Here is an 11,900-nt window from a genome sequence, read left to right as displayed (position 1 = left end):
AGAATTAAAAATGAAATACTTAGCTTTATTATTAGTAGTAGCAATGTCGTTTATTCAGGCCTATGGCCAAAAGGTTTTATATATCACTCATGAGCCGGGTAAAAGTCATGAGTACACGCCTCAAAAAGAAATTTTTGTTAGCTTAGGCAAAGAAGCTGGGTGGAAACTTACTGTTTCAAGCGGGACGCATGATGATCAATTAATAAGATTAGAAGACCCACAACTTTGCGATGGTTATGATGTGGTGGTTTACAACTTTTGTTTTGCGAAGACACTCAATTTAAATGCAGCTTCAAATATTATAGATCAGACAAGAAATAAAGGTGTACCAGCGCTAGTCATCCATTGTGCCATGCACAGTTTTTGGGCAAGCTACAAGGGATCTCTTAAAAAGGGGGATAAATTTATCCAGGTTTCAGAATCAGGTGCAATGGCTGATGCCAAGGTCTATGAAGACTGGAAGAAGCAAAATCCTCATGAGGTCTTTCCCGTTTGGGGCGATTTTACGGGGGTGGCCTCCACTTCACATGGAGCCAAAGCAGCGATCAAAGTCACTAAGTGTTGTGCTCACGAGTCCACCACTAGTGTTCCCAAAGCGGGCTACACAACGGCAGAGATTGCTGAACTCTATAATAATTTCTATATCTTGGATTCAGTGAAGCCACTCTTAATAGGCACTCAGGTTGCGTATCCCAATGATATAGCTAGAAAACGCTTAATGGGTAAGAAGCTTACTGAAGCTGAGCTAGCAGTTCCCAAGCAAAAGTCTGAGGCGGTGGTTATGTGGCAGGTTCCTCAGGGTAAATCTGAATTAATTGGTTTGAGCCTTGGGCACGATATCTCAGAATGGCAGCAAATAGAGTTTCAAAACCTAATAAAAGATTCAGTTAAGTACTTATATAAAAATAATAAAAAGAGTAAGTAATGAAGTTTATAGCGAAAACACTATTTCTAAGTATAGCCGTATTTATGTCGGTGAATTTATGCGCAGAAAAGAATAAAAAAGTTGAGTGGCCATGGATCAAAAAGCACGAGGCGAAAACATATAAAAATATGCCTTACAGGTTATTGCGTCCCCTTAACTTTAAGAATAGTCAGCAATATCCCGTGATTATTTATTTGCACGGAGGTGGTGGTCGAGGCAATGACAATGTAACTCAGATGAACAAAACAATTTTGTACCTGAGTAAAGATGAAATCAGAAAACAATACCCGACTTATTTGCTGAGTCCGCAATCTAAATCTTTGTGGAATAAAGACCAGCTTCAGAAACTTAAGGAGATCATTAAAACCTTAAAAAACGTTGATAGGTCTCGAATTTATTTAATTGGTTATTCAATGGGTGGGCATGGAACTTTTCGCTTTCTCATGGAAGATCATAACTTCTTTGCTGCAGCCATTACAATCGCTGGTGCAGGCTTAAAAAATACAGAGCCCTTTATTGATACAGAACTTTTAAGTGATTTTCCAATTTGGTCTTTTCATGGAGAGAAGGATAACGTAAGTCCTTATGTAAAAAGCAAAGATTTATTCGAAGACTTCAAAAAATCTGGCGGTCTTATGAAGTTCACTACCTACAAGGGGCAGGGGCATAATGTTCCCAATGCATTTTTGAAGATCAAAGAAAATCAGGTCACTAACTTTAGCAGTGATAAATGTGATGGGGAAGAGGATTCTTTAAAGTGGCTTTTTAAGCACAAAAAAGCATCAAATTAATAGTTTTTTACAAAAGAAAAAATAGCTTCGCTGTCAAAAGCCAATCTTGACTTGCGACCAATAATAAACAATTAAAAAAAAGGATTTTATAAAGATGAAGAAATTAATTTCAGTTTTTGTTTTATGCATGCTTTCAATGAATATGATTGCTGAGGAAGCTAAAGTTCGGCTGCAACTCAGAAAAACTCTTGCAGAAGATACCCTGAGTCTTTCAAATTGTTCTGGTAAATCCATCGGTCTAAAAGACAGTTCCAGCTGGGGGGATACCCATCTATATGCAGGTAACCTTTATCTTAAAAAATTAAGCAATGAGTGGAATGAATTTAGTTTTTCTTTTACTCCAAATAAGGACGGTAAATTAAGAATAGTTTTACATTCTTTAGGAGACAGTGATACGGCTTTTGATTCATTTAGTTCTGATCAAATAGAGATTAGCAATGGAAGTTTTGAACTTGTATCTGCAAATGGTAAACCAAAACACATAATGAATACAGAGTCAGGTGCTGTGCTTAAAAATGCACAAGAGGCGCAAGCAGGAAATAATTTCATTAAACTCTCTAAAGAGGAGCGTTTTAGTTTTTTAGTAAATACTAAAGCTAACAAACCTGTCACAATATCTTTTTATGCAAAAAAAATAGTTAAAGTCAGTGTAGACATATAAAATTCTAATTAGCACTCATGATTTTTGAAAAATCATACAAAGATAAAATCAATTTGCGCAAAGTGATATCCTTTTGGTTGAAATGCGAATACTGAGGATTACTCTTTTTTATGAAACGTATTGCACTAGCTTTTCCCTTGGGGGTGGACCATTTAGCGGAGGTCGCCTTTGGCATACGTAGTTTTAAAGGAAGTGATCATTGGCAGTTCTTGTCAAATCCCGAGCGTCACCGTTTAGAAATTCGAGATTTAAAAAATTGGGATGGCGATGGTATAATTGCACAGATTAATACTGAAGAAGAAGCTGAAATCATCAAAAGTCTGAATATTCCTTGTGTCAATATTTCTGGAGTCTTAGAAAGCAGTCCGGTGAGTAGGGTGAGGGCAGATTACTATGGAATGGGAAAAAAAGCTGCTGAGTTCTTTTTGAAAAAAGGCTTTAAGAATTTTGCTTTTTATGGGATAAAATCGGTTTGGTATTCACGTGAAACTTTTCGGGCATATGCCGATGTACTTAATCAGTATGGCTATGAAGCCCAGTTGTATGAGGCTCCTTCGGGGGTTTCAGTGGATTGGAGTTTCACCAATGATGGTTTGGAGAAATTTCTAGTTGATTTACCTGAGCAAACGGCCTTGTTAGCAGCCCACGACCCTCGTGCAGTAGAGGTTTTACAAGTATGTTCAAAAATGAACATCAAAGTGCCTCAGAAAGTTTCTGTAATGGGGGTGAATAACGACGTGGTGAATTGTGAATTGATATCACCGAGCTTGAGTAGTGTAGCTAGAAATGGCAGGGAATTAGGACTGAAAGTTGCAGAGATTCTAGAAGACTTAATGAATGATAAAACGAGAGTCGAAGATATTGTCATCCCTAGTGGGGAGATTTTAGAACGCAATTCAACTGCCGTTTTGTCCATTTATAACCCTGAAATAGCTAAGGTAATTGAGTATATACGCCTCAATGTTATGCAGCAGGTAAACGTGGAAAGTGCGGCTAAACATATTGGTCGCTCAAGGCGTTGGTTAGAATACCACTTTAAAGAAGAACTCAGGCAGACTCCTTTGGAGTTTATTTCCTCTGTGCGAGCAGAAAAAGCCAAGGATCTCCTAGAATCTGATCCTTCTCAAAGAATTAGTGAAGCCGCCTTTAAATTAGGCTTCTCTTCATCAAATCAGCTCAATAAATACTTAGTAAAATTCTATGGCATGACGGCGAAAGAAATTCGCAATAATCAGCAAAACTAAGTTTCAATTAAATAGTCAGTAGAGTGTCGACTGGTTTACCACGATGCGCCACTTGGAAAGGGCGTTTAGAGGGGCTGAAGACTTTTTGTTGCCAAGGCATACCTAGAGCTTTTGCGATGGTCGCATTAAAGTCTGGTATTTTAACGGGGTCTTTCGCTACAGATCGACCATCTTCAGTGGTCATTCCGTATTTTTGACCACCACGTACAGGACCGCCGGCTAAAACACATGAAAAGGCTTTGGGGTAATGGTCACGACCATCATTGACGTTGATAATGGGCGTACGACCAAATTCAGTAGCCAGTACCACAAGGGTATCTTTTAACATGCCACTTTCAGCGAGGTCACTTAGTAGCGCACTGTAGGCTTGGTCGAGAGTTTTTGTATTGATAGAGACGCGGTCAAAATTGTTGCTGTGGGTATCCCAGCCACCGAGAGATACCTCAACAGTGCGAACACCTTTTTGTATCAAACGTTTAGCAAGTAAACAACCCATGCCAAAATTATTGTCGCCATAAATCGTTTTGTCTTTTTCTGTGACATCATCGAGTTTAAACGCAGCGAGGTCTGGGCTCGACATGAGGTCCATGGCTTCTTTGTAAGTTGAAACGGCTGATTTTGTACTATCAAGATCAAAGTTCTTCATAAATTGGGCATCCAATTTATTGGTCAAAGAAGTCAGACGGTGAAATTCTTCATCTTCAAAGTAAGGATTTTTTGCATTTTTTAAGCCAGCTTCAGGACTACTAATGGAAAGTGGAGCGTATTCTGGTTCGAAGAAACCACGATTACCGAAAGTACGGCTATTACCACCTACAAAAATGGAGCCCGGTAGAGTTTTATTAAGTTTGCCGTGAAATTTCTGAAACCAAGCACCAACACCAGGGTGTTGAATTGTCGAACGCATTTCATAGCTGGTGTGCATAAAGTAATTGCCTTGAGAGTGAGCTCCCGCTGTAGAAGTCATGGAATTGACTATGGCCATCTTATCAGTGTGCTCAGCTGTGAGAGGAAGAAATTCAGATATCTCCACACCTTTAGCGCGAGTTTTTATCGCTTTTACGGGTCCTTGGTTTTTATGAGTTCCCTTGTGATCAAAGGTATCCATATGAGACATGCCACCACCCATGTATAGGTAGATGAGGTGCTTAGCGGCGCCAGGAGTTTGTTTGAAGTCTAATGAAGAAGCAGTGGCGTTAAAGGGAAGATTGAAACCTACCAAGCTTGCTCCGGCAGTTTTAAGGAAATGTCGACGGTCCATGATAAGCTCCTATTGTATAAAGGTGAATTGTTTAGAGTTGAGTAATGCCCAAAGCACATTTTTTGTAGCTTCACTTTTACTTATTTTTGTTTCTTGGCCAAGAATGCTCCATTCATCAGTCGTGGGTTTGCGGCTAAAAAAGGCTTGATAGAGGATCTCAAAACTCTCTGGAGTACTATTACTTGCATGGAGTTTTCGTCCGAGTAGCGAATGGGGATTATTGAGCACTCGATAAACATGCCCATTCATTAGATTCAATGCCTGAGTGATTGTAGGTGAGCTATTGGCGTTTTGTATACTCAAGCGATCTGATTGCCCAAAGTCACGTAAAAAATGACCTCGTGGAGATGGGGATGAAAGTTCAGATGCTCGGTAAAAATGGGTTAGCATTTTTTCGAATTGCTTGAACTGTGATTGGTGTACCTTTAATTGATTCTTCGAAAGGTTCGCACTAGGCTCTTGTTTAATAAGTTGGAATTTATTTTTATTCCCTTTGTTGTTGTAGTTCATGCTATCCATCATTTGCATATCCATGCTACCAGAAGAACTCATTGCGAGGGTATTTTTTGTTTTCTCCTCAATACTTTTGGTGATTTCCCTCATATCTTTCTGATATTTTTTTATTGAATCAACATCTTGTTCTTTGCGTGCTTCAAGTGATTTTACACGAAGATCGCGGATCTCTTTATCCCTAGATGCAGTGTAGCTGGCAATATCCATAATTTTATTGACAAATAGCTCAGTATCCATGCCTTCGATAGAATTGTATTTAGCTCGAATGCTATTGACTAGAGCCTCATCGTTTTTTGAACTATTTAGGTAAATATCTGGATTTTCTATACTCAAAGTGATGAGTGAATCCCAAAGTTGCTCGGCAGTCATGCGACGTAGTATGGGACCACGAAAATCATACTTATCTTTTGTGCCAATTTGGCTTGCTGTAACTTTTGCTTGATAAGCATCGGTATTGAAAATGATGAATTGAAAAGCTTTGAGATTATAATCTAAATCTTTCATAAGTTGCTCGAGATAATCCATCAGTTCTTTGTTGCGAACATGGGTGAAGTCATTGATTTCATCGACAGGCGAGAACACGGCGACTCCAAAAGCTTTTTTCCACATGCGGTTAGCAATGACGCGAGTAAAAGTGGGGTTATTGGGCGAAGTGAGCCAGCGGGCAAAAGCTTCACGACGACTCTCACCTTCTTTAACGGTGATTTTATCTCCAAACATGGTAGCGGGTTTTACGATGTCTTTTGGTTTGGCATCATCATATTGGTAATCATGAGGGAGCTGAAGATTTTTTTCTTGGACACTAAGATTTGTGCTGCGCATTTTTCCAAATAGTGATTCAATCGTTTCTTTAGTTGAGTATTGAATGAGTTTCATATCGTTAGTAGCTTCCATACCTTTTCTTGAACGTCGAATATACTCATCACGACTAAGGCCTGAGCGCTCTATAAACCTAGCAGATTTTTTATTATTGATGAAATCTTGAAGTTGTTTCTCATTGTTAACAGGACGGATTTTATCACTTCCAGCTGCTTTAGCGAATTTTGCCTTGTTAAGAGCTGCAATATGACGTTTTAAACCACTGAGGTTTGAGTCCTTGTCATTGGGGAAGGTTCCACCTTTGTAGCCATAAGTGAAAGCGGCTGTTTGATAGAACTCCATTTGAGTCCAGTTATCAAAGGGGTGATCGTGGCACTGAGCACATTCGAGTCGAGTACCGAGGAAAACCCTGATGGTATTAGCCGTGTTATCCAAAGGCATGCCATTATCACGTAAATAATAGGACGCTGCAGGGTTTTCCCACACATTGCCATCGCTAGAGAGAAGTTCATAAACCATGTCATCGTAGCGTTTGTTATCGCGAAGAGATTTTTTAAGCCATTGACTATAAGCAGCGGTCATGACTCGTATGTTATTACCGCCATCATTCGTGATGCGCAAGATATCGGCCCAATAATTGAAGTTGTTAGAAACATAAGCTTCTGACATAAGTAGGTTTTTGATGAGTGCCTGACGTTTGTTGGGACTTTTGTTTTCAATAAACTGAGTACTTTCCTCAATGGAAGGAATGCGTCCAATGATGTCTAAATAGATTCGACGAACAAAAGTTGAGTCATCAGATTTTTTATTTAAACTAGTTTCGAGACCTGAATTAACTAAACTGTTAATTTTCGCAATGGCATCAGATGGATGCGTGGCTGAAAATATGAGAGAGGGCAGTAGAAAAAGTAAAGTTAGGTAAAGTTTCATGTAAAAGCTCCGTTTTGAAAGTTTACGAAAAGACTCTTATCTATCTTACAGCATTTTTTTCGAGAAAAAGAGTTTTTATAAAAAAATACTTACTTTGATAATAATCAAATTTAAGGATTCTTTAGAAATAAGAATAAACAGTGACTTTCTTTCTCCTAGAAAATTTGCACTCATAAAAATGAACTCCTAGACTTATATATAAAGAACTATTTGAGGATTTTTTATGCTTAGAGAAGAACTTATTTCTGAGAGTGCTTGGATCAATACACTCTTTGATTCATGCGTCGATTTATTACTGTGGAGCGGTGATTTAGTAGGGCTAACTTATTACGAAATTAATGTATGGTTTTTCTGCCTACTGTGGCCCTTATTCACTGTGGCTTTAATGCTAAGCTCATTATTGCTTTTTCTTAAACTTAAGAAAGTTCAGAAAGAATTTAAAAGGCAAGGATTAGCCTGCATGTAGAGGGTGTTTTTTATTGATTTCTGTTGCTATAAAAACCTTACGGGTATGCCTTTGGAAAGTTGTAAGACTCTAAAAAATAAACACATAGTAGATTATCCCAAAGAGAGCTTAGGGATTCTGGATAATTAAAGATAAAAAGCCCCAGTATAAAAACTGAGGCTTTTTACTTTTAGTAATAAAGTATTTTAAATTGTACAGGAGAATTCCTCGGCTAAACAAGAAGGGTAGATTTCTTCCTTGATGGCTTGTTTGAGTGAGTTTACAACGAGTTCTTTATCTTCTTTGTAGGTGACGCCAAACCATTGGCAGGAACTCTGTACCACTTCGCAATCTAATGCTTGACGAGATACCAGTTCATCGATGACGAAAGGCAAGTAAAACTCTGATTTAGGAACCTCAATTTTCTCTTTGAGAAAAGCGATGAAACTCTGTTCAAATTCGCGGATGATTGCTGGGTTTAAACACCACATATTCATCGAAGCAATAGCACTAGAGGCTAAATCATTACCATCTTCATCTAGAATACGGCCATCACTGGCGTGAATCCCATGAGTCTCAACAACTTTGACGAGTTGACTATCCTTCACTTCACTAATGCCTCTGGAAACAGTGCCGTGTTCAGAGAGCGTTTGATCCAGTTTAAAACCAATCATACCAGCCTTGAGTTCTTGAGTTTCGCCCCAAGAATCGAGCATTTTTGCAGCCATCACAAAGCTCTCTGGCCCATAGAAATCATCGGCATTAATGATGAGGAAGGGCTCGGTTACGACTTCCTTTATCGCGAGTAGGGCATGCCCAGTTCCCCATGGTTTAGTTCTTTCTGCGGGGAGCGCAAAACCAGCGGGTAATTCATTGAGTTCTTGGTAGCAGTAATCGACTTCTGCAAAAGCCGTAAATTTAGAACCGATTTTTTCTTCGAATTCTTGTGCAAAGTCACGACGAATGATGAAAACGATTTTTTGAAATCCTGCCCGAAGAGCATCAAAAATTGAGTATTCTAAAAGGGCTTCACCACAGGGACCTAATTGATCGATTTGTTTGAGGCCACCATAACGTGAACCCATTCCTGCTGCTAAAAGTACGAGAGTTTTTTTCATTTTTTATTCTCCAAATTTACCCATGTGGGCACATTGATTTTAGGAGGGCTTATAGAAGCCCCAATTATGATTTGTTATTATGATTAAGCAGATAAGGTCACCAATTGCTTTATTGGTGCTTCGCACACGAGGGAGCGCTGCCCCTCGTGCTCCCCGTAAGGACCTGCCGGCCCTTAACCCGCAAATAGGGTGCTTCGCACTCTCCTTACTGCATCAGGGAATTATGTAAACTTTATTTCACGAGTGCATTAAGTGAATTGAGGTTTTTTTTGATTTCACGTGCCATTTTAAATTGCACGCGTGCACGCTCAAGATTATGAGTCTCATGTTTTGTTTTAAAGTAAGTGTCGCCCATGAGATAATCGGTGAGGAAACGCAAACCCACTTCATAAGTGATCACAATAGCACTTACGCCTAAGTTTTGTTTTTCGACTTCATTTAAAGCGTCACCCGAAGTTTCGAGGTAACCCTTTAGAGAAGCCTCATACATTTCTTGGCAAAAGCTCACTTTATCTAAATCTTTTTCATCTTCGGCACCAATGCGTCCTGCCGTACGAATATAGTCACCAAAATCATAGAGAGCTGAACCCGTCATAAGCGTGTCTAAGTCAATGACACAAACGCCGACATGACTTTCATCATCAAGCATAACATTATTGAGTTTTGTGTCATTATGAGTCACACGTGCGGGAATGGCACCCGAGTTTAAAAGATCAGTAATTGCGGGAGCAAACTTACGTAGCTTTTTGGCTTGAGAGATTTCGTCTTCAGCAGAGTTAATGCGTTGTGGTATGCCTTCAATAACTGCTTGTTCAAAATTCTTGTAACGCTGGGGGGTATTATGAAAATCGGGAATGGTTTCAAAAAGTTCACCACCAGGTAAGTCTGCCAGCTCTAGCTGAAATAGACCAAAGGCTTTGGCGCCTTGATAGGCTTGCTCAGTCGATTCAATTATATCATAAGTAGCGGCGCCTTCGATAAAATTGTAGACTCTCCAGTAATTACCATTGGGATCTTGATGAAAAATTCCGCCATCATGTGATTTAATTAGGTACATAGGACTTTTGAAGGCGCTATTTTCTTTGGCACGTAGATGCTCTGTAACACGACTGATATTCTCCATCATTTTATCGGGACGTTTAAAAACCAAATGGTTAATGCGCTGCAAAATGAAACGAATTGCAGAGCCATCGTCATTTTGCATGTCAATTTTAAAGGTGTCGTTGATGTGACCTCCGCCATAGGGCTCGCCTTTAACAAATTCAGCTCCCGTTTGAAACTGTAAGATCACACTTTCATAATCATATTTACTCATTGTATACTCCAGAAATTATTTGTTTTGAATTGTTTGTTTAGGCTTTTTTGAGCCCCAAACTTTGAAGAGCAAGATCGTGGAGATCGCACTTAGGGCAAAAAGTGTAAGCATTAAAGTAGTCTTGCCGTAAATCCAATAACCGATAGCGAATAGCAAGCTATAAACGCCTGTACAACCTAAAATCATGCAGAGAATTCCCTTAGGTAGGCTATCTGCCTCATGGGTGAATTTAAGTTCGTGATTGGCATTTTTTGCATCCTCATGAACTTTACTCCAGCCGGGTCCATCAGGGTTAACTTGCTCAATAAATTTAAAGAGCGTTTTTTGCTCTGTTTGTGGAGCGACAAAAGCAGTGATGACCCATGCACTAGTGGTGATAAAAACTCCAATTAGAATTTGTAAGTTACTCCAGTCTAAACCGCCAAATACCTGGCTGATCTCTGCACCCGTTTCAGCTGAAATAACTTTGCTCAAGACAATGGCAGTTATAAAAGAAACGATCATCGCTACAATCTCGCAAAAGGCATTAATTCTCCACCAAAACCAACGCACGATGAGAAGCCCTCCAGTACCAGCACCCATCATAATAACGATGTTGAAGGCTTCTCCTGCACTATTGATTCCCATAGCAACAAATGCCGTAACAATCATCAGTACAACAGTAGAGATACGACCAACCCAAACCTGTTCTTTGGGTGATGAATCTGGTTTGATGAAACGCATGTAAATATCGTTAACAACATAGGATGAACCCCAGTTGAGGTGTGTTGAAATTGTCGACATATAAGCCGCAATGAGAGAAGTGAGTACGAGCCCCATCCAACCAGCAGGCAAGAAAGTTAACATGGCGGAATAAGCGGAGTCATCGGCAACCTTTTCAGCATTTGGAAAGGCTTCTTGTATACTAGCGAGGTCAGGAAAAACAATCATCGAACAAAGCGCGACAATGATCCACGGCCAAGGACGCAATGCGTAATGCGCAAAATTAAAGAAAAGAGTTGCGCTCACCGCATTTTTTTCATCTTTAGCTGCCAACATACGCTGAACTAAGTATCCACCACCACCAGGTTCAGCACCTGGGAAATAGGCGGCCCACCATTGCACGGCGAGAGGGATAATAAATAGCGAGATAAAAATAGTGCTGTCTGATGAAGGGAATATGTTGAGCTTTGAGCTCAATTCAGGATTACTATTGAAGTGTGCCATCATTCCCTGCATGCCACCAACGGCTTCGTGATCTAAGGCAAAGTAGGCCGCGCCCACAGAACCCACCATAGCAATGATAAAGAGTAAGAAGTCAGTTAAGAGAACACCTTTGAAACCGCCAAGTGCGGAAAACACTACTGTCACAACCGCTGAATAACCCAAAGTTTGCCAGGGCTTAAGACCGAGCATGATTTCGCCAATTTTAATTGCGGCCACAGAAACCATAGCCATAATGAGAATATTAAAAATAACCCCGAGATAAATGCCGCGGAAGGCACGTAAAAAGGCGGCTGGTTTTCCCGAATAACGCATCTCGTAAAATTCGACATCAGTAGTAACTCCTGAACGTCGCCATAGGCCAGCATAGACAAAGACCGTGAGCATGCCGGTGAGCAAGAAGGCCCACCACATCCAGTTAGAGGCAACACCATTTTTCCTAACAATGTCGGTAACGAAGTTGGGGGTATCCGTCGAGAAGGTTGTGGCAACCATGGAAAAACCTAAGAGCCACCAAGGCATTGAGCGTCCACCGAGAAAGAAATCTTCTTCAGACTTCCCCGCGGAACGTGAAGTATAAATCCCAATACCTATCGCAACTAGGAAGAAACCGATTATAAAGGACCAGTCTAAGGGAGTTAAAGTTATAGCTGTGAAAATTGAATTCATCATTGT

10 protein-coding genes are annotated in these 11,900 nt (G+C 40.0%); 5 read left to right on the top strand and 5 right to left on the bottom strand.

Annotated features, from left to right (window positions below; all coding sequences use genetic code 11):
• The first annotated feature begins 10 nt into the window (after positions 1 to 10).
• The 4 genes from PQO01_RS15775 to PQO01_RS15760 all read left to right on the top strand — a co-directional run bounded on the left by PQO01_RS15775 (position 11) and on the right by PQO01_RS15760 (position 3,621).
• On the top strand, positions 11 to 925 hold the full coding sequence (locus tag PQO01_RS15775; protein ID WP_274315049.1) for a ThuA domain-containing protein: 915 nt from the start codon (positions 11 to 13) through the stop codon (positions 923 to 925).
• Positions 925 to 1,716, top strand: a complete 792-nt coding sequence (locus tag PQO01_RS15770; RefSeq protein WP_274315048.1) for a carboxylesterase family protein — start codon at positions 925 to 927, stop codon at positions 1,714 to 1,716. The genes PQO01_RS15775 and PQO01_RS15770 overlap by 1 nt, the downstream gene beginning before the upstream one ends.
• Positions 1,717 to 1,810: 94 nt before the next feature.
• Positions 1,811 to 2,377: a hypothetical protein gene (locus PQO01_RS15765; RefSeq protein WP_274315047.1), complete on the top strand. Its 567-nt coding sequence runs from the start codon at positions 1,811 to 1,813 to the stop codon at positions 2,375 to 2,377.
• 110 nt (positions 2,378 to 2,487) lie between these two features.
• Complete coding sequence (locus PQO01_RS15760) at positions 2,488 to 3,621, top strand: DNA-binding transcriptional regulator (protein WP_274315046.1); 1,134 nt, start codon at positions 2,488 to 2,490, stop codon at positions 3,619 to 3,621.
• Positions 3,622 to 3,628: 7 nt separating this feature from the next.
• On the opposite strand, the gene PQO01_RS15755 is transcribed toward PQO01_RS15760, so the two are convergent.
• Positions 3,629 to 4,882 carry a DUF1501 domain-containing protein gene (locus tag PQO01_RS15755; RefSeq protein WP_274315045.1) on the bottom strand — a complete coding sequence of 418 codons (1,254 nt, stop codon included), beginning with the start codon at positions 4,880 to 4,882 and terminating at the stop codon, positions 3,629 to 3,631.
• 9 nt (positions 4,883 to 4,891) lie between these two features.
• Positions 4,892 to 7,144 carry a DUF1549 domain-containing protein gene (locus PQO01_RS15750; protein WP_274315044.1) on the bottom strand — a complete coding sequence of 751 codons (2,253 nt, stop codon included), beginning with the start codon at positions 7,142 to 7,144 and terminating at the stop codon, positions 4,892 to 4,894.
• Between the two features lie 223 nt (positions 7,145 to 7,367).
• Between PQO01_RS15750 and PQO01_RS15745 the strand changes: the two genes are divergently transcribed.
• The gene (locus tag PQO01_RS15745) at positions 7,368 to 7,610 is read left to right on the top strand and encodes a hypothetical protein (RefSeq protein WP_274315043.1); all 243 of its coding nucleotides are present in this window, start codon (positions 7,368 to 7,370) and stop codon (positions 7,608 to 7,610) included.
• Positions 7,611 to 7,795: 185 nt separating this feature from the next.
• On the opposite strand, the gene PQO01_RS15740 is transcribed toward PQO01_RS15745, so the two are convergent.
• The 3 genes from PQO01_RS15740 to PQO01_RS15730 form a co-directional block, all read right to left on the bottom strand.
• Complete coding sequence (locus tag PQO01_RS15740; protein ID WP_274315042.1) at positions 7,796 to 8,707, bottom strand: nucleotidyltransferase family protein; 912 nt, start codon at positions 8,705 to 8,707, stop codon at positions 7,796 to 7,798.
• 232 nt (positions 8,708 to 8,939) lie between these two features.
• Positions 8,940 to 10,022, bottom strand: coding sequence for a phosphotransferase enzyme family protein (locus PQO01_RS15735; protein WP_274315041.1), 1,083 nt, complete (start codon positions 10,020 to 10,022; stop codon positions 8,940 to 8,942).
• A gap of 15 nt (positions 10,023 to 10,037) precedes the next feature.
• The gene (locus PQO01_RS15730; RefSeq protein WP_274315040.1) at positions 10,038 to 11,894 is read right to left on the bottom strand and encodes a sodium:solute symporter family protein; all 1,857 of its coding nucleotides are present in this window, start codon (positions 11,892 to 11,894) and stop codon (positions 10,038 to 10,040) included.
• Positions 11,895 to 11,900 lie beyond the last annotated feature (6 nt).

The sequence above is a fragment of the Lentisphaera marina genome (genome assembly GCF_028745505.1).
Classification (GTDB): domain Bacteria; phylum Verrucomicrobiota; class Lentisphaeria; order Lentisphaerales; family Lentisphaeraceae; genus Lentisphaera; species Lentisphaera marina.
The sequence above is the reverse complement of the archived record's forward strand: the minus strand, read 5'-3'. Positions and strand labels throughout refer to the sequence as shown.

Bases quoted from the DNA above. Each gene is read 5' to 3' on its own strand.
- PQO01_RS15775 (WP_274315049.1), top strand. From the start codon at position 11: ATGAAATACTTAGCTTTATTATTAGTAGTAGCAATGTCGTTTATTCAG.
- PQO01_RS15770 (WP_274315048.1), top strand. From the start codon at position 925: ATGAAGTTTATAGCGAAAACACTATTTCTAAGTATAGCCGTATTTATG.
- PQO01_RS15765 (WP_274315047.1), top strand. From the start codon at position 1,811: ATGAAGAAATTAATTTCAGTTTTTGTTTTATGCATGCTTTCAATGAAT.
- PQO01_RS15760 (WP_274315046.1), top strand. From the start codon at position 2,488: ATGAAACGTATTGCACTAGCTTTTCCCTTGGGGGTGGACCATTTAGCG.
- PQO01_RS15755 (WP_274315045.1), bottom strand. From the start codon at position 4,882: ATGGACCGTCGACATTTCCTTAAAACTGCCGGAGCAAGCTTGGTAGGT.
- PQO01_RS15750 (WP_274315044.1), bottom strand. From the start codon at position 7,144: ATGAAACTTTACCTAACTTTACTTTTTCTACTGCCCTCTCTCATATTT.
- PQO01_RS15745 (WP_274315043.1), top strand. From the start codon at position 7,368: ATGCTTAGAGAAGAACTTATTTCTGAGAGTGCTTGGATCAATACACTC.
- PQO01_RS15740 (WP_274315042.1), bottom strand. From the start codon at position 8,707: ATGAAAAAAACTCTCGTACTTTTAGCAGCAGGAATGGGTTCACGTTAT.
- PQO01_RS15735 (WP_274315041.1), bottom strand. From the start codon at position 10,022: ATGAGTAAATATGATTATGAAAGTGTGATCTTACAGTTTCAAACGGGA.
- PQO01_RS15730 (WP_274315040.1), bottom strand. From the start codon at position 11,894: ATGAATTCAATTTTCACAGCTATAACTTTAACTCCCTTAGACTGGTCC.